At 65.0% G+C, this 16016-nt stretch carries 18 protein-coding genes; 5 read left to right on the forward strand and 13 right to left on the reverse strand.

Going from position 1 to position 16016, the window contains the following annotated elements:
- Window positions 1-208: 208 nt before the first annotated feature.
- From DBV14_RS30370 to DBV14_RS30405, 8 genes are all read right to left on the reverse strand, one after another.
- A complete protein-coding gene (locus DBV14_RS30370) occupies window positions 209-1270 on the reverse strand; it encodes an ABC transporter permease (protein WP_124465187.1) in 1062 nt (353 codons plus the stop codon).
- On the reverse strand, window positions 1267-2787 hold the full coding sequence (locus DBV14_RS30375) for a sugar ABC transporter ATP-binding protein (RefSeq protein WP_124465189.1): 1521 nt from the start codon (window positions 2785-2787) through the stop codon (window positions 1267-1269). Before DBV14_RS30375 ends, DBV14_RS30370 begins: the two co-directional genes overlap by 4 nt.
- Window positions 2788-2801: 14 nt before the next feature.
- A complete protein-coding gene (gene torT / locus DBV14_RS30380) occupies window positions 2802-3887 on the reverse strand; it encodes a TMAO reductase system periplasmic protein TorT (RefSeq protein WP_124465191.1) in 1086 nt (361 codons plus the stop codon).
- Window positions 3888-3943: 56 nt separating this feature from the next.
- Window positions 3944-4921 (reverse strand): biotin-dependent carboxyltransferase family protein, encoded by a 978-nt coding sequence (locus DBV14_RS30385; RefSeq protein WP_124465193.1) that lies wholly within the window; start codon window positions 4919-4921, stop codon window positions 3944-3946.
- On the reverse strand, window positions 4911-5807 hold the full coding sequence (locus tag DBV14_RS30390; RefSeq protein ID WP_124465195.1) for an allophanate hydrolase subunit 1: 897 nt from the start codon (window positions 5805-5807) through the stop codon (window positions 4911-4913). The genes DBV14_RS30385 and DBV14_RS30390 overlap by 11 nt, the downstream gene beginning before the upstream one ends.
- Window positions 5808-5868: 61 nt before the next feature.
- Entirely contained in the window at window positions 5869-7266 is a 1398-nt protein-coding gene (locus DBV14_RS30395; RefSeq protein WP_124465197.1) for an acetyl-CoA carboxylase biotin carboxylase subunit, read from the reverse strand.
- A gap of 11 nt (window positions 7267-7277) precedes the next feature.
- Window positions 7278-7526: an acetyl-CoA carboxylase gene (locus DBV14_RS30400; protein WP_124465199.1), complete on the reverse strand. Its 249-nt coding sequence runs from the start codon at window positions 7524-7526 to the stop codon at window positions 7278-7280.
- 47 nt (window positions 7527-7573) lie between these two features.
- A complete protein-coding gene (locus DBV14_RS30405; protein WP_124465200.1) occupies window positions 7574-8377 on the reverse strand; it encodes a 5-oxoprolinase subunit PxpA in 804 nt (267 codons plus the stop codon).
- 223 nt (window positions 8378-8600) lie between these two features.
- On the opposite strand from DBV14_RS30405, the gene DBV14_RS30410 reads away from it, so the two are divergent.
- The gene (locus DBV14_RS30410; protein ID WP_124465201.1) at window positions 8601-9530 is read left to right on the forward strand and encodes a LysR family transcriptional regulator; all 930 of its coding nucleotides are present in this window, start codon (window positions 8601-8603) and stop codon (window positions 9528-9530) included.
- 24 nt (window positions 9531-9554) lie between these two features.
- Here the strand turns inward: DBV14_RS30410 and DBV14_RS30415 are convergent, their stop codons facing one another.
- From DBV14_RS30415 to DBV14_RS30425, 3 genes are all read right to left on the reverse strand, one after another.
- Entirely contained in the window at window positions 9555-10775 is a 1221-nt protein-coding gene (locus DBV14_RS30415) for an MFS transporter (protein ID WP_124465203.1), read from the reverse strand.
- Between the two features lie 141 nt (window positions 10776-10916).
- The gene (locus DBV14_RS30420) at window positions 10917-11675 is read right to left on the reverse strand and encodes an energy transducer TonB (protein ID WP_185546176.1); all 759 of its coding nucleotides are present in this window, start codon (window positions 11673-11675) and stop codon (window positions 10917-10919) included.
- Between the two features lie 25 nt (window positions 11676-11700).
- Entirely contained in the window at window positions 11701-12054 is a 354-nt protein-coding gene (locus DBV14_RS30425; protein WP_124465207.1) for a nuclear transport factor 2 family protein, read from the reverse strand.
- A 164-nt stretch (window positions 12055-12218) separates the two neighbouring features.
- On the opposite strand from DBV14_RS30425, the gene DBV14_RS30430 reads away from it, so the two are divergent.
- The 4 genes from DBV14_RS30430 (at window position 12219) to DBV14_RS30445 (ending at window position 14957) form a co-directional block, all read left to right on the forward strand.
- Window positions 12219-12581, forward strand: coding sequence for a VOC family protein (locus DBV14_RS30430; RefSeq protein ID WP_124465209.1), 363 nt, complete (start codon window positions 12219-12221; stop codon window positions 12579-12581).
- Entirely contained in the window at window positions 12553-12873 is a 321-nt protein-coding gene (locus tag DBV14_RS30435) for a hypothetical protein (protein WP_260397281.1), read from the forward strand. Before DBV14_RS30430 ends, DBV14_RS30435 begins: the two co-directional genes overlap by 29 nt.
- A complete protein-coding gene (locus DBV14_RS30440; RefSeq protein WP_124465211.1) occupies window positions 12870-13460 on the forward strand; it encodes a glutaredoxin domain-containing protein in 591 nt (196 codons plus the stop codon). The genes DBV14_RS30435 and DBV14_RS30440 overlap by 4 nt, the downstream gene beginning before the upstream one ends.
- Before the next feature lie 690 nt (window positions 13461-14150).
- Window positions 14151-14957, forward strand: coding sequence for a hypothetical protein (locus tag DBV14_RS30445; protein WP_124465213.1), 807 nt, complete (start codon window positions 14151-14153; stop codon window positions 14955-14957).
- A gap of 37 nt (window positions 14958-14994) precedes the next feature.
- On the opposite strand, the gene DBV14_RS30450 is transcribed toward DBV14_RS30445, so the two are convergent.
- Complete coding sequence (locus DBV14_RS30450) at window positions 14995-15540, reverse strand: DUF2867 domain-containing protein (protein WP_124465215.1); 546 nt, start codon at window positions 15538-15540, stop codon at window positions 14995-14997.
- An 87-nt stretch (window positions 15541-15627) separates the two neighbouring features.
- Window positions 15628-15975 (reverse strand): antibiotic biosynthesis monooxygenase family protein, encoded by a 348-nt coding sequence (locus tag DBV14_RS30455; protein ID WP_124465217.1) that lies wholly within the window; start codon window positions 15973-15975, stop codon window positions 15628-15630.
- Window positions 15976-16016 lie beyond the last annotated feature (41 nt).

Consider the following 16016-nt stretch of genomic DNA (forward strand, 5'->3'; position numbering starts at 1 on the left):
GCGCAGAGCACACCGCCAGCGTGAGCGAGTTCAGAGCACTGGTTGATCAGCGAAGCACTCAGAGCGTGTCCATGTGAGAATGGCATCGGGTGCTCCCCGCAGCGAAATAAAGGAGGAGCGAAGCGGGGGACATTCGCGGAGGGGAGTACCCGGTGTCAGTCGCACTCGCCCTGAACAAGCCGCTCACGAGAACAGAGTCGGATGCGACTCAATGACCGCCCGGTGCGACCATGCGATGACGAACCTGGTCCGCGACCACGGCCACGATCAGCAACGCACCCAGCACCACCATCTGCAGATACGACCCGACACTGGCCAGGTTCATTCCGTTCTGCACAAGCCCGATGAAGATTGCGCCCATCACCACGTTCGGAACCCGGCCGATGCCGCCGCGCAGGCTCACCCCCGCGATCACACAGGCCGCAATCGACTCCAGCGCCACCGTGCCGCCCAGGTTGGCTTCCCCCGTTTCCACGCGCGCCGTCAACAACAGGCCGCTCACAGCCGCCAGCCCCGCGCACAACAGGTAGGCCATCAGCAACACGCGCCGCGTGTCGATGCCCGACAGCGCCGCTGCCTTTGCATTGCCGCCCACCGCCAGCAGGTGCGTGCCCGTCGGCATGCGCGCCATGAGCACGCCCATGCCCGCCACGCACACCGCCGTCACCAGGATCGGTATCGGCACTCCCAGCAACGTGCCGAAGCCGAACAGCTCGCTGAATTCGCCGGGAATGCCCGACACTGGCACGCCGCCCGTCAGGTACAGCGCAAAGCCGAAGCCGATGGACTGCACGCCCAGCGTCACGATGAAGGGCGAGACGCCGACGAAGGCCACGCCGATGCCGTTGATCAAACCCACCGTCAGTCCCGCGAGCAGGCCGCAGGCGCAGCCGGCGATCACCACCACCCACGTCGCGTCGGGCAATGCGGCGCCGAAACTCTGCATCGCCAACGCCGAGACCACCGACGTGATCGCCATCACCGTGCCGACGGACAGGTCGAAGCCGCCTGTCACCAGCGCCAGCATCTGGCCCATCGACACCAGGATCAGGTAGACCGACTGGCGCAGCAGGTTCACCAGGTTCTGCACCGTGAGGAACTGGTCCGAGAGCGTGCTGAATACGATGAAGGCAATCACCAGCATGAAGGGCAGCACGCCCAGCCGCAGGAACAGGCTGCGCAGCATGCCGAGCAGGCGGCCCGCAAGGCCCGGGGCGGGCGCCTCGGTGGCGCTGGCGGCCACGGTGGTGGTGGAGGAAGACGGGGTCATTGCTTTCTTTCGCTGGAACCGAAAAACAGGTTGAGCACACGGGTTTCATTGATGGCGTCGCCCTGCAGTTCGCCGGCGATCTGGCCGCGGCACATCACGTAGACGCGGTGGCTCAGGTGCAGCACCTCGGGCAGGTCGGACGAGATCACGACCACCGCCGCGCCGCCTTCGCAGAGCTTCTGGATCAGCTGGTACAGCGCGCTGCGGGTGCCGATGTCGACGCCCACCGTGGGCTCGTCGAACACATAGAGCGCGGCGTCGCGCGTCATGCCCTTGCCGAACAGCACCTTCTGCTGGTTGCCGCCCGACAGCAGCGCCACCGGCCGATCGAGGTTGCGCGGCGCCAGCTCCACGCGCTCGGCCGCCGCCGTGGAAAGACGCCGCCCCAGCCGCTTGCGCAGCCAGCCGCCGTGCCCGCGCAACGGACCGCCCACCAGCGGCAGCGTGATGTTGGCGCGCGAGCTGAAGCCCAGCACCAGCCCTTCGCCCTTGCGGTCCGGCGGCAGGTAGAACAGGCCCTCGTCGAGCAGTTGCCGTACCCTGGCGCCGGTGCGCGGCTGGCCCTTGAACAGCACCTGCCCCTCGCTCACCGGGTCGAGCCCGTAGATGGCGCGGAACAGCTCCGACTTGCCGCAGCCGACCAGCCCCGCCAGCCCGACCACTTCGCCGCGCCGCACCGCAAGGCTTGCCTGGCGCACGCCGCTGGGTGAGCTGAGTCCTTCGACCTGCAGCACCACCTCGCCGGGGTTGTGGGCGATGCGCGGGTAGATCTGCTCGATGGCGCGGCCGCTCATCAGCTCGATCAGCCGGTCGGCGCTGGTTGCACGGGCTTCGACGGTCGTGACCTTGCGGCCATCGCGCAGCACCGTGATGCGGTCGGCAATCTGCGCAATTTCCTGCATGCGGTGCGAGATGTAGACGATGCCCACGCCGCGCGCCTTGAGCCGTGCCACCAGTTCGAACAGGCGCTGCGTTTCGGTGTCGGTCAGCGAAGCGGTGGGCTCGTCGAGGATCAGCACCGACACGTCGCCGCGCAGGCCCTTGGCAATTTCCACCATCTGCTGCTGGGCCCGCGTGAGGCCCGAGACCGGGGCGCCGCCGTCGATCTCGAAACCCAGGTCGGCCAGCATCGCGCGGGCCCGCTCGCGCACCGCCGCGCGGTCGAGCAGGCCGCCCTTGCACGGCTCTTCGCCCAGGCTCAGGTTCTGTGCCACCGACAGCGTGGGAATCAGCGAGAACTCCTGGAACACCGCGCTGATGCCGTGGCGCCGGGCGTCGTGTACGTTCGAGAACCTGACCCGTTCGCCATGCATGCGGATCTCGCCGGCCGAAGGCGTGTTGGCGCCGGCCAGCAGCGAGATCAGCGTCGACTTGCCGGCCCCGTTCTCGCCGAACAGCACGTGCACCTCGCCGGCGCGCAGCTCGAAATCCATCGCATCGAGCGCCAGCACGCCCGGGTAGCGCTTGCTGAGGCCGACGGTCTTCAACAACAACAGGGCAGAGGACACAGAGGACATGGCGGGCAGGGCGCTTACTTGACCTCGAACACCGGCTTGAAGCCCGGCGGCGGCAGGATGTCGTCCAGCTTCACGTTCTTGATGTTGCTGCTGTCGACCACGAAGATCTTCGGGCCGACGTGCTTCACGACGTCCTTGTTCTCGAGCAGGCGCACCGCCTGGTCGACCGCGATGCGGCCCTGGATGACCATCGAATCGGCCGGCGACGCGACGATGCGGCCCTTCTGGATGCCCTCGTAGACGCCCGGCGTCATGTAGAACGACAGCACCTGCACCTTCTTGTCGAGGTTGCGCGAACGCAGGATGCCGGTGGCGGCTTCGGCCGTGACCGCGGTGCCGGCCACATAGGCCAGGTCGGGGTTGCCCTGCAGCACGTCTTCGACCAGCTTGGCCTGCGCTTCCTTGCCGGTGTCGCCGTACTTCGGATCGAGCACCACCACGGCGCTGCCCTTGATGGCCTCCATGAAGCCCTTGTGCGCGGCCTCGACCCAGCCCGCGCCGGCCGGGCCGGGGAACCAGCCCACCTTGACGGGCGGCGAGCCGGCCGGGTGCTTCTTCGCCAGGTACTCGCCGGTCGACTGGCCCATCGTGTAGAACGACACCAGCGACTTGGCCGACAGGTCGGGCGAGCTGATGCCGTTCACCAGGTCGATCACCGGCACCTTCTTGGCGGCCGTGGCCTTGATGACGTTGTTGAGGCCATCGCCCGAAATCGCGCCGATGATCACCGCGTTGGCACCCCGCGCCACGCAGTCTTCGATCTGCGAGACCTGCTTGGCCAGGTTGGTGTAGCCGCCCGCGTCGGCCACCTGCAGCTTCACGCCCTGGCGGCGCGCTTCTTCGATCACGCCGTAGTCCACGCCCAGCCAATAGGCATCTTTCATGTGCGGGAACGACACGCAGATGTCCCACTTCTTCGACGCCTTGGCGAGCGGCTTGTAGTCGATGGGCGACTTCTTTCCTTCGGCCGAGAAAGCCGGCTCGGTGGCCTCCGCCTTGTACGGAAACCAGTCGGCGGCCGAGGCCGCGCCGTGCCACAGCAGGCCGGTGGCGGCAAGCGAAGCGGCGATCAATGAAACGCGCAGGGGCGAGCTGTTCATGAAGAACTCCTTGGGGTCAGCGGTGAAAAAAGAGGGGAGAAAAAGGGTGCCGCGGCTCAGGCCGCGAGCGCCGCGCGCAGGCGGTCGATCCGTCGTCGCCGTTCGGCGCGCGCCTGCAGCGCCTGGGCCATGTCGACCTCGACGAAGCGCGCCTTGTGGTTGGGCTGCATCTGCGCGATGAGGTCCATGTCGGCGCTGATCACCGTGCCGACCATGGCGTAGCCGCCGCCCGACACCGCGTCGCGGTGCAGGATGATCGGCTCGCGCCCACCCGGCACCTGGATCGATCCGTACGGGTAGCCCGCATCGACGATGTTCGACGGGTCGTCGCCCGCGCCGAAGGGCGGTTTGCGGTCGAGAAACTTCAGCGGCGTGCCGTTCTTGTAGCGGTAGCCGATGCGGTCGGCCTCGGAGCCCACGCTCCAGGTGTCGGCGAAGAAGCTCTGCACCGAGACATCCTGCAGGCGATGAAAGTAGATGCCCGGCAGCACGCGCAGCGCCACTTCCTTGCCCAGCACCGGCAGCAGCGCGGCGTCGACCGTGCGGCCCGGCCTGGCCTTGGCGGATGGCGTGCCCACAGGCAGTTTGTCGCCGGCCAGCAGCTTGCGGCCGTTGAAGCCGCCGAAGGCGCCCAGCCCGTAGGTCGAGCGGCTGCCCAGCACCACCGGCACGTCGATGCCGCCCGCCACGGCAATGCACATGCGCGCGCCCAGCTTCATGAAATCGAAGGCCAGCGTGTCGCCCGCCCGCACCGCGAAAGATTCGTTGCGCGGCACTTCGTTGCCGTTCAGCTTGACCTTGGCTTCGGCACCCGTTACCGCCACCAGCGCGGGGGCGTCAAACTGCAGCTCGGGCCCGAGCAGCGTGCTTTCGATGACGGCCGCGCCTTCGTCGTTGCCCACCAGCAGGTTGGCCAGCACCAGGCTCTGCTGGTCGAGCGCGCCCGACAGCGGAATGCCGAGGTTGTAGTAGCCGGGGCGGCCCGCGTCCTGCACGCTGGTCGCCAGGCCGGGCTTGAGCACTTCAATCGCCATGGAGCACTTTCAGCAGTTGTTGGTTGTAGCCATCGGGGTTGGCCAGGAATTCCTTGAGCGAGAACGACACCGGCGCAATGCGCAGCGTGTAGCTGCCGTCTTCCACCTGCGCGATCTGGCGGTCGTACTCGGCGCGGTCGATGGGTTTCCACTTCACGATGTCGCCGGGCTGGAAGAACACCATCAGGTCCTTCAGGTACGACAGCCGCTGCGCCGGATCGAAGATCGGCGCGGGCGTGACGCCGAACATCTGGTAGCCGCCCGCACCGCGCACCGAGTAGATGCAGCTGAAGCAGCCGCCGTGGCCCAGCGTGAGCTTGGGCGTGTCGGTGCGCGGGCTCAGGTACTTGGGCACCTGGATCTGCCGCTCGCGCCCGACCATCTGAAACAGGAAGGGAAGGCCAGCCACGAAACCCACCATCGACACGAACCAGGGGGCGGACGAATGCGCCTCGATGAAGGCGTCGACCGAGGCATGGCCGTTGATGCGCGCGGCGTATTCGATGTCGGTGCTGGCCGGGTCCTGGTGCCGCTCGCGAAAACGCATCAGCGTTTCGTGCGTCCACGGGTCGTTGTAGAGCACCGGGATTTCGATGATGCGCGTCTGCAGCTGCAGGTCGGCTTCGCCCAGGCCGGCTTCGATTTCCTTCAGCGTGGCGAGCAGCGCGTCGGGCGCGATGGCATCGGGGTCGAAGCGCACCAGGTACGCGGCATTGGCGGGGCAGATTTCTGTGACCCCGGGCAGGGCGCGGCGGCGCAGTTCGTTGCAGATGGCCATGCCCTTGAAGAAGGCGGGCAGCGACATCTCTTCGCTGATCTCGACGAACAGGTGCTCGTCGCCACCGAAGCTGTAGCGGGCCTGGGCGGGAAGGGTGGTTGCAGACATCAGAAAACCTCCGTGCTTCGCACTGCGGTGCGAGCTTGCTTGGGGCGGCCCGGCGCGGCGCTCATGCGGGCACCTTCACAAGAGGAGCGGTGGCATCGGCCAGCGGATTCGCCGCCAGCCAGGTTTCGAGAAAGCCGGTGTGGAACGCGGCCTTTGCCACGTCGGCGTCGTCGCAGAGCGCGCGGTGCAGCGCAATCGTGGTGTGGATGCCTTCCACCTTCAGCTCGCCCAGCGCGCGGCGCATGCGGGCCAGTGCGCTTGCGCGGTCGGTGTCGTGCACGATCAGCTTGCCCAGCAGCGAGTCGTAGTAGGCCGGCACGGTGTAGCCGGGGAACAGCATGGTGTCGAAGCGCACGCCGGGGCCGCCCGGCACCACCAGCTGCGACACCAGCCCCGGACTCGGCATGAAGTTCTTCGCGGCGTTCTCGGCGTTGATGCGCACCTCGATGGCGGCGCCGGTCAGGCGGATGTCTTCCTGCTTCAGGCGCAGCGGCTGGCCCAGCGCGATGCGCAGCATTTCCTTCACCAGATCGACGCCGGTGATCATTTCGGTGATGGGGTGCTCGACCTGGATGCGCGTGTTCATCTCGATGAAGAAAAACTCGCGCGTGTCGTCGTCGTACAGGTATTCGAGCGTGCCGGCGCCGCGATAGGCCACGGCGTTGGCCAGCCGCAGTGCCGATTCGCACAGCGCGGCGCGCGTGGCCTCGCTGATGGCGGCCGAAGGCGCTTCTTCCCAGACCTTCTGGCGGCGGCGCTGCAATGAGCATTCGCGCTCGAAGCAGTGCACCACGCGCTGCCCGTCGCCAAGAATCTGCACCTCGATGTGGCGCGCCTGGCGGATGAAGCGTTCGAGGTACACCTCGCCGTTGCCGAAAGCCGCCTGCGCTTCCGCGGTGGCGGTGGCGAACTGCTGGCGCAGCTCGGCTTCGTCCTGCGCCACGCGAATGCCGCGCCCGCCACCACCGGCCGAGGCCTTGATCATGATCGGGTAGCCGATGTCCTTTGCCACCTCGATGGCCGTGTCCGGGTCGGTGACCACGCCGGCGCTGCCGGGCACAGTGGGCACGCCGGCCTTCATGGCGGCGGCACGCGCGGCGGCCTTGTCGCCCATGGTGCGGATGGCGTGCGGCGTGGGGCCGACGAACACCAGGCCAGCGGCCTCGACGCGTTCGGCGAAGTCGGCATTCTCGGAAAGAAAGCCGTAGCCCGGATGCACCGCGCCGGCACCGCTGTCGGCGGCTGCCTGCAGGATCGCGTCGACGCTCAGGTAGCTCTTGGTGGCATGCGCCGGGCCGATGCGCACGGCCTCGTCGGCCATCTGCACGGCCAGGCTCTGCGCGTCGGCGTCGCTGTAGACGGCGACCGTCTTCAGGCCCAGTTCTTTCGCGGCGCGGACGATGCGCACGGCAATCTCGCCGCGGTTGGCGATCAGCAGTTTGTCGAATGCAGCGTTCATGGGCACCTGTCTCACGCCGTTTCAATGACGGCCAGCAACTGGCCCGGATCGACCGGCTCGCCGTTCTCGACGGCAAAGCGCTGCAGGCGGCCGGCCGCGTCGGCCGTGACCTCGCTGAACTGCTTCATCACCTCGACCAGGCCCAGCACGTCGCCCACGGCCACCGTGTCGCCTTCGGCCTTGAAGGGCGGCGCGTCGGGCGCCGAGCGGCGGTAGAAGGTGCCCGGCAGCGGGCTCAGGACTTCATGGGTAGCGGACATCGATGCACTCCTGGAACAACAAGAACCAAACGGGAAATAGAACGCGGTCAGGCCTGCGCCGCAAGGCCGGCAACCTGGATGCCGTGCGCGGCCAGCGCACGCCGCGTGGCCTGCACCAGCGCGAGCGCACCGGGCGTGTCGCTGTGGATGCAGACCGAGTCGAAGCCGATAGCAACATCCTTGCCTTCGACCGTGCGCACCAGCCCTTCGGTGCAGGCACGCACCACCTTGGCGGCCACGGCGTCGGGCTCCAGCGCACCGACGCGCCGCGTGAAGACGATGGCGCCGCTCAGGTCGTAGTCGCGATCGGCATAGAACTCGCGCACCACCGGCTGGCCCAGCTCGCGCGCCACCTGGTACGTGACGGACGCTTCCATGCAGAACAGGCGCAGCGTGGGTTCGATCTGCTGCAGCGCCGCGACCAGCGCGCGCGACAGTGCCTCGTCGCGCGCCGCATGCATGTAGAGCGCGCCGTGCGGCTTGATGTGCTGCAGCGTCATGCCGGCCAGCCGGGCAAATTCGCGCAGCGCGCCGAGCTGGTAGACCATGTCGTTCACCAGCTCGTCGGCCGGTGCGTTGATGTGGCGGCGACCGAAACCCACGAGGTCGCGAAAGCCCGGGTGCGCGCCGATGCCCACGCCGTGTTGGCGGGCCAGCAGCACCATCTTGCGCATGATGTTCGGGTCGCCCGCATGGAAGCCGGTGGCGATGTTGGCCGAGCTGATCAGCGGCATCAGCTGCTCGTCGACACCATCGCCGATGGTCCAGGGGCCGAAGCCTTCGCCCATGTCGGAATTCAGATCGATCAGCGTCTTCTTCACGTCTCGCAGCCTTTGTACTTTCGTTGGCATCGCCGGAAGAGGCAATGCAGGACAGGGCGAAGATTAGTGAGCGGCCGCAGGACTGGAAAGCATTGTTTTCGAACAGCTCGGTATCTGAAAAACAGATGCTGCAATGCCGCGAAATGGGCGCTACTCTGGAGGGACGCGGTTTAGCGATATCGGGTTTCCACCTAATGAGGAGGGCCCGGCGCGCATCCGGCAATACCTCGTTCCGCACCAAAGGAAGGCGCCCATGTCCCTGACCCTTCGCCAGCTCAAGTACTTCTCCGCGGTGGCCGAGGTGGGCCGCATTTCGCACGCGGCGCTGCAGCTCAACATCTCGCAGTCGGCCGTCACCACCGCCATTCGCGAGCTGGAAGAAATGATGGGGCAGCAGCTGTTCGAACGGCATCCGCATGGCGTGGAACTGACGAAGGCGGGGCGGCGTTTCCTGAGCCACGCCTATGCAGTGCTATCGGCCGCCGACGAAGCCATCCGCATGCCGCACGAGGGCGCCAACGTCGAGGGCTCGCTGACCATTGCCGCGAGCTACACCGTGCTGGGCTACTTTCTGCCGCACCACCTGCAGCGCTTCGAGCAACTGCATCCGCAGGTGACGGTGAAGGTGCACGAGGTAGCGCGCGAAGCCATCGAGGAAGGCCTGATCACCCAGAGCTACGACATGGGCGTGGTGCTCACGTCGAACGTGGTGCTGCGCGAACTGTCGCTCGAAACCTTCTTCGGCTCGCAACGCCGGCTGTGGGTGCCCGCCAAGCATCCGCTGCTCGAGAAGGCCGAGGTCACGCTGGCCGACGTGGCGGCCGAGCCCTACATCATGCTCACGGTCGACGAAGCCGCGGCCACGGCGCTGAAGTACTGGAGCAAGACGCCGCACCAGCCGCGCATAAGGCTGCGCACCAGCTCGGTGGAAGCGGTGCGCAGCACGGTGGCCAACGGGCTGGGCGTGACTGTGCTGTCGGACATGGTGTACCGGCCCTGGTCGCTGGAAGGCAAGCGCATCGAGACCATCAACCTGCGCGACGCGGTGCCGACCATGAACATCGGCCTGGGGTGGAAACAGGGGGTGGAGTTCTCACCGGCTATGACCGCGTTTCGCGAATACTTCCGCCAGCTGTTCCTCGAGCCGGCCTCGGCGCGGCAAGTGCGAAACCGCGCGGCCTGAGCAGTTCGTCGGCTTGTCAGTCCGTCAGCCCGCCGCTGCCGGCAAGCGCTGCAGGCCGGCGATGCGCGAGGCGAAGATGATCGCGGCCTGCAACACGAAGCCCGCCAGCGCCAGCAGCAGGCAGGCCGGCTCGCCCCACGCGGCGCCGACCACGCCGCCCAGCGCGGCACCGATGGGCCGTGCGCCTGCGTTGATCGTGAGGAACACGGCCGACACGCGGCCCAGCATTGCAGCATCGGTCACGCTCTGGCGCAGCGTGGTGGAAGTGATGGTCCAGACCATCGGCCCGGCGCCGAACAGGAAGAACGACAGCGCGGCCAGCGACGCCATCGGCACCACGAGCGTTGCCGCCATTGCCGCAGCCGCCACGACCGCCACCGCGGGCCCGACCTGGATCGCGCGGCCGAAGGGCATGTGCGCCACGACACGCGAAGTCAGCAGCGCGCCAGCCACCATGCCCGCGCCATACATGGCCAGCGTGAAGCCGACCGCCTGCGCGCCCAAGCCCAGCACGCGCACCGCGTAAGGCACGTAGCCCGCCTGCAGCACGAACCACGAGATGTTGAAGACCGCGCCCGTCTGCAGCATCGGGCGCAGCAGCGCGTGCTGCCAGACAAAGCGCGCGCCATCGCGCACGTCGAGCAGCGGATGGCGGCGCGATGCGTGGACGCGCGGCGCTTCGACCAGCTTCAGCAGCAGGCCCACGGCCGAGACCGACAGCAGCGCGGCCAGCACGAACGCGGCCGGCGCGCCGGCCCAGGCGACCAGCGCGCCTGCGAGCGCGGGGCCGGCGGTGAAGGCCGCGCTGCGCGCCAGCTCCAGCCGGCCGTTGGCCGCCGCCAGCGCGTCGCGCGGCACCAGCGACGGCACCAACGCGGGCGCCGCCACGCTGAACCCCACCGTGCCGACCGCACCCAGGAAACCGAGCGCTGCCAGCCATCCGATGCTCAGGCTCGATGCCAGCACCATCGCCAGAAGCACCAGCAGCGACACCGCCCGCAAGGCCTCGCACCACACCATCAGGCGCCGCCGCGACATGCGGTCCGCGAGCAGGCCCATCGGCATCGAGACCAGCAGGAAGGGCAGCGTCTGGATGGCGGCCAGGAAACCGATCTCGCCCGGTCCGGCGCCGAGCGCCAGCACCGCCACCAGCGGCACGGCCGCGAGGCTCAGTTGCTCGGCGGACTGCGCCGCGAGGTTGGACCACGCGAGATTCAGGAAGGGACGGGGGAGGGCGGCGGACATGCGAAGGAAGAGGCGAAGAGGCCGGGATGGAAAACCCCATCTTGCGAGCCGGCGCCGCCGCGCGCTGGCCGTTTACGGACCTGACAGCAATTCGCCGGCCGGGCCCGTCATCGCCCCCGCTTCTTGTGCCGAAGAACCGGCTCAGGGGTGAGGCTGAAACCCGATCGTCATGACGGGAGGCACCTTCCCCTGGGAGTCCGCAGGCAGGGTGTCGACCTGCTTCATGGCCCGCATGACCGTGTCGTCCCAGGACTTCGTTCCGCTGGAAGCGATCATCTTGAAGCCGACGACCTTGCCGTCTGGCCGGCTTTGCACCTCGACCTCCGTGGACGGATTGGATCGGAGCGATGGGGCCGCCAGCAATTCCTTGGGGTAGACGATGTACGGCTTGACGACCGCGTCCACCCTGGCGCCGTAGCTCAGCCAAGGCGTCGGCGGCAGCTTTCGCGTGAGCGGACCGAAGCACCCCTTGCCATCGGCGCTGACGCACACCCGGATGCTCGCCCTGTCGGCGGCCACCAGGACGTACCGCACGTTCTTCTGCCCCTTCGTGTCCGTGGTCGGGCCGGAGCAATCGTCCTTGCGGTTGCTCTCTTCGACTGTTCGAGTGACCCGAATCACCGGAGGTTCGCCCGGAAGGTCTTCGGCCACGTAGCTGCCCTTCAGGCGCTCCTGGCCACTTGCGCTGTGGAAGACGCCCTGCCTGGTGAACTCGTAGCGCTCCAGGCAGCGCCTGTCTTCGACATAGAACCAGGCACCAAGAAGGCTGGCACCCGGGACGACCTCTGGTGCAGTGGCGGTCGAGGGGGCGATCGCGGCGCTTGGAGAGGTGGTGGAGACGGGGGTGGCGCATCCTGAAAGCAGGATGGCGGTCAGAAGAGTGACGAGGGAGAGGCGCATCGGCTCGGATTCCATGAATGCTGGGTCAGGGCTTGGTGACGATCGCCGTAGTGGCTTGCGTCATCACGGTGGCCCATGCACCGTCGATGCGCTTCCAGACTTCCATCACCCACAGTCCGCCGCTGAAAAAACGAGTGACGACAAGGTCGCCCTGCTGTTCGTGTTGCTCGCGTTCGCGAGACACATGGGGCTGCTGCTTCTGCGTCTGAAGGTTGCCGATTCGTTCGGCCCGCGACATGAACTGGCCGTTCTGCTGCACAGTCGTGAAGTCGCTCGCGGTGTACTTGCCCCACTGCGCTGAATTGACGGCGTAGAAGGCTTCGTCTCGTGCACGCATGGCGGCTTGAAGGTCTGGAGGGAGCGGGGTTGTGTCGGTCATGAGGGAACTGTAGCGGCCGTGGCCCGCGCAGTGCGGATCAGGGTTCAGAATTGGGCTCGGGCAAGGCGGCCGGCTACAGTGGCAGGGCCTGGGCTCGACGGCACCGCTCAAGAGCCATCGTTCACCTGCTCGAAACGTTGAGCCGCCCCTGAAAGTTCACTGCCATGGAAGCATCGCTCGGCACCATCATCATCTACGCTCGCGACATGAAGAGATCGGCAGATTTCTACGCCGAACATTTCGGCTTCGTCACGACCGGTGAAGTCCGCGAGGGGCTCATAGAGCTGAAGGCGCCGAATGCCGGTGCGGGAATACTCATCCATCAGGCCGCCAAGTCGGTAAAGCTGGGCCAGGTCGGGGTGAAGCTGAGCTTTCATGTGCGGGACGTCGAGGTCTTCGTTGCCGAGGCGGCGGCGAGGGGGCTCAAGTTCGGTACGATTCACACGGCGAACGGATATGCCTTCGCCAACGTCAAGGACCCCGACAAGAATTCAGTCAGTGTCTCAAGTCGAGCGCACCGCGTTTGACGATGTTCATCAATCGCCTATGACTCGTTCACGTACACCTCTTCAAGCCGCCGCCGGCAAGCTCATCGCAGCGATTCAGAAGGAGTGGGGCATCGAAGCTGGCGAACCGAAGTCGGTTGAAAGCGAAAACGTCATGAATGAGGCGCACCACTTGCTGCAGGCCGCGTCGAAGTTCGGGTCGATCGGGAGCGTCATCGGCTCGGGTTCCGTATCGACGTTTCTGGGCGAGCAATGGGTTCAGGCCCACCCTCGAGTCCTGCCGTACATCGCCGCGCTTGAAGCCGCTCAATGAGCAGCGTATGGCAAGCAGGCATCGCAAAAAAGTCTCCCCTTTCAAAGCCGATGCTATTCTTTGCGCTGACCACACTCCAGGCAATCCAGATGCGGCTTCTCCCTTTATTTGCACTCATCTTTGCGGGTGCTATCTCCGCTGCTGAAGGGCCTGCCGCTACAACGACAACGCTCTACAAGTCGACGGGGCCCGACGGAAGAACGATCTACAGCGACGTTCCACCTCCTCAGGTGCGCGACTCCAAGACCCTGACGTTCAAGAACCTGCCGGCCAGTCCGTTGTCTGCAGAAACGCTCGCGTACATCGAGCAACTGCGAAAGTCTGCTGACTCTCGGGCTACCGCACCGATCCCTCGGGACACAGTGCTTTTCTCCGCCAAGTGGTGCGCGTACTGTCGCCAGGCGAAGGCCTATCTGGCCGCCAAGCAGATCAACTATCGGGAGATCGACATCGATACCGCGGGCGGAAAAATGGCCTACGCGCAATTGGGCGGCAACAACGGTGTGCCACAGCTGTTTGTGAACGGCCGAGGCGTCACCGGTTTCGCCGCTTCTGCATACGACTCGCTCTTCCAGGCGCGCAAGTAGTAGAGAGTAGAGGCGACCGCTTTGAGTCCCTTCGCGTCGGTTGCTCGCCCGATGAAAGTCGACTGGCGGCAACCGCGGGTCGGCTCATGTTGACAAGGTACGGGGGTGGAAGTGGAGAGCGCATCTATGAATAACCGGCACTTTGCCTACGGAGAATGCTCTGGCTGTGAGTCGCAAACTCAATTCGCGAACAAGTTGTCGGGGCTGGGGTTAGACATAGACGAACACCGCTACAGCATTGTCGTTTCCGAGTTTGAATGCCTCACGTTTGAGTTCGACCAACCAAGTGATGACGACGTGACTACCGAAGGAACCGCTTCTACTGCTGAGGTCTTGCGAGCAAATGCGTATCGCCTCCACAGGGCGTTGGTCCATGGGAACGTGCGGCACTGGCTTGAGATAACCGACGACGTTCAAAATCGATTGGAATACCTCCACCACAATTGGCCCGAGGGTTCATAAGAGCAATCAATCGGGCGCCACCCGTCTTGAATGATGGTGGCTTCAATGGCTACGTCACCGCAATGCGAAGGACCGCTCTCGACTCCCTCGCGATGGCATTGCGACCGTACGTCGTCCTTCAAGCCCGAGGCAACCCCGGCTGCAATTTGAACGACTTTCACTAGCCCTTCAAGGCCCAGCCCTCCAGCTAAGATACAACTTTCAACACTTGCAAGAGGGAGGGCGACAGTGGGATTCCTTAGAGATGAGAAAGCGCGCACCGTAGCTGGCGTTGCGGTCAAACTTATTGCAGTCGCGGCACTTGCCGCTCTGGCAGGTTGCGCGTTGCAGCCAACTGATGTGAAAGAGGCGAATGGGAATCCCGATGCCTTCTTGGCAAAGAATTACACACTGCAAGCGCTCCGCCCGTCATTCGTTCAAAGTCTGAAGGAAGTCGGTGCTCCCGGGCCAACTGATTTTAAAGAAATCACGTTCAAGTTCAACCATCGATATCGGAACATTGGAGCGACCGAAGACTCGGTCACAACGCCACAAGCCAGCTACAGGCCTTTGGGCAATGGTTTCTTCCAGCATATCCGCACGGTCGAGAACAACGGATTTCTGGCGAACCGTAGTTTCGAGTTGACCTTCATGGGTGTCCTGAACCTCAAGAAGGAGAACGCATCGACCGACTCGAAGATGACGCAGTTCACTTCCGTCGTGAAGGAAGTGAAGCCGTTCAAGTTCAATGTCGCGAAGTTGGCGCCGGGAAGCAAACTGCTCATAGATTTCGGGAACGGCTTTCCTCTCCAGGAGTTCAACTTCCGCTGGTCAAAATTCACCTGCCTGACCGACAGGCTGGGCTCCGCATCGGAACTTCATCCAAAGATCCAGGGCGGTGCCATCTGGTTTAGCTGTGACGGCACGTCGGAATCAGGGGCCGAGGCAAAGTTCACCAATGTGTACCTTGCTCAGTACGGACTGATGCTCACCACCAAGTACGCGGACTCGAAGTTTTCGGGCTCTGATACCGTGAGCGAATTCACAGTGCGTTGACCTGCCTCAGCCGCATTGGAGCGCACCTCGCATGCCTCTATCTTGCGGCTGCCTTCGGCCACCCGATATGTGCCGCGCGTCGAAGGCTGGCTTTCACAACCTGGCGATGAAAAGGAGCGATAACCAACAGGTAGGCTTGGCCCAGTAGGTTGTGGCAGTGGACGACGGTCGAGACCGTCAGTTGGCCGCCGAGTGTGGGAGACAGGGTGGGCGTGTGGAGCACCGACAGCCTGAAATCAAGATGCTTGTCGTCTTCGCCGAGCACGATCTCGGTTTCGCTTTTGCCGTAGACCTTGAAGATGCCGATGCGATCAACGCTGGCTTCGCTGGAGAGCGTCGCGAGGTGCTTGGCGGTCTTCAGCCCAAAGGATGCAACGATTGCATCCCGGACGTTGGTGAGCCATCCGATCCACGATGGCTGGTGCTCGATCAGAAACCGCCACAGGACATCTGGATCGCTGGAGGTGCCAAAGGGAAGTTGAATCGCAAACGCGTCTGCGAGATTCGTTGATTCATAGACAGTGGCGATGGCGGACTGCGCAGGGAGAGCAACCGGCTTTACTGGCGTGAGTTCGCTGGGCATGAATGGCACTCCGAGGGTTGACGGATCACATGAAGGGCGAGCGACGCCAGATGTTGCACGTTCCCCTCGCTGAAAGAGATGAATGCATCAGCGTGCAGGCCTGGATGGCCCGGTGAAGACCTTGGCCACGTCATACATCCCGGGGTCGAACCTGGCGATGGCGAGCACCTGTTCCACGTAGGGTGACGCATCTGGGTCCGCGCGCATCGATTGATAGTGCTGGTAGTGCTCCGCGCTCTTCCACTGCGCGTACATCGTGACCTTCGTTCCATCGACGCTTCGATGAAGTGCTGCCGAGATGAACCCCGGCACGTCACGAACGGATGTCTCCGTGGCGCGCGCGAGTATGTCGAGCAATGCCTGTTGATTCGATGGCTCGACCGTGAATACGTTGATGAGCGTGACGAGACCTGTGTTCTCGGCGATCGTAGTCATTGGAGGCCTCCAGCGTGCCGTAGAGAGAGTGCTCCCGACCC

The organism is Variovorax sp. KBW07 (assembly GCF_003852515.1).
Lineage (GTDB): Bacteria > Pseudomonadota > Gammaproteobacteria > Burkholderiales > Burkholderiaceae_C > Variovorax.

What these genes read in the sequence shown, in the direction of transcription:
- DBV14_RS30430 (WP_124465209.1), top strand. Translation starts at nt 12,219, where the DNA reads ATGGAAGCATCGCTCGGCACCATCATCATCTACGCTCGCGACATGAAG.
- DBV14_RS30370 (WP_124465187.1), bottom strand. Translation starts at nt 1,270, where the DNA reads ATGACCCCGTCTTCCTCCACCACCACCGTGGCCGCCAGCGCCACCGAG.
- DBV14_RS30390 (WP_124465195.1), bottom strand. Translation starts at nt 5,807, where the DNA reads ATGTCTGCAACCACCCTTCCCGCCCAGGCCCGCTACAGCTTCGGTGGC.
- DBV14_RS30385 (WP_124465193.1), bottom strand. Translation starts at nt 4,921, where the DNA reads ATGGCGATTGAAGTGCTCAAGCCCGGCCTGGCGACCAGCGTGCAGGAC.
- DBV14_RS30400 (WP_124465199.1), bottom strand. Translation starts at nt 7,526, where the DNA reads ATGTCCGCTACCCATGAAGTCCTGAGCCCGCTGCCGGGCACCTTCTAC.
- DBV14_RS30455 (WP_124465217.1), bottom strand. Translation starts at nt 15,975, where the DNA reads ATGACTACGATCGCCGAGAACACAGGTCTCGTCACGCTCATCAACGTA.
- torT (WP_124465191.1), bottom strand. Translation starts at nt 3,887, where the DNA reads ATGAACAGCTCGCCCCTGCGCGTTTCATTGATCGCCGCTTCGCTTGCC.
- DBV14_RS30420 (WP_185546176.1), bottom strand. Translation starts at nt 11,675, where the DNA reads ATGCGCCTCTCCCTCGTCACTCTTCTGACCGCCATCCTGCTTTCAGGA.
- DBV14_RS30375 (WP_124465189.1), bottom strand. Translation starts at nt 2,787, where the DNA reads ATGTCCTCTGTGTCCTCTGCCCTGTTGTTGTTGAAGACCGTCGGCCTC.
- DBV14_RS30395 (WP_124465197.1), bottom strand. Translation starts at nt 7,266, where the DNA reads ATGAACGCTGCATTCGACAAACTGCTGATCGCCAACCGCGGCGAGATT.
- DBV14_RS30415 (WP_124465203.1), bottom strand. Translation starts at nt 10,775, where the DNA reads ATGTCCGCCGCCCTCCCCCGTCCCTTCCTGAATCTCGCGTGGTCCAAC.
- DBV14_RS30450 (WP_124465215.1), bottom strand. Translation starts at nt 15,540, where the DNA reads ATGCCCAGCGAACTCACGCCAGTAAAGCCGGTTGCTCTCCCTGCGCAG.
- DBV14_RS30405 (WP_124465200.1), bottom strand. Translation starts at nt 8,377, where the DNA reads ATGCCAACGAAAGTACAAAGGCTGCGAGACGTGAAGAAGACGCTGATC.
- DBV14_RS30425 (WP_124465207.1), bottom strand. Translation starts at nt 12,054, where the DNA reads ATGACCGACACAACCCCGCTCCCTCCAGACCTTCAAGCCGCCATGCGT.
- DBV14_RS30440 (WP_124465211.1), top strand. Translation starts at nt 12,870, where the DNA reads ATGAGCAGCGTATGGCAAGCAGGCATCGCAAAAAAGTCTCCCCTTTCA.
- DBV14_RS30410 (WP_124465201.1), top strand. Translation starts at nt 8,601, where the DNA reads ATGTCCCTGACCCTTCGCCAGCTCAAGTACTTCTCCGCGGTGGCCGAG.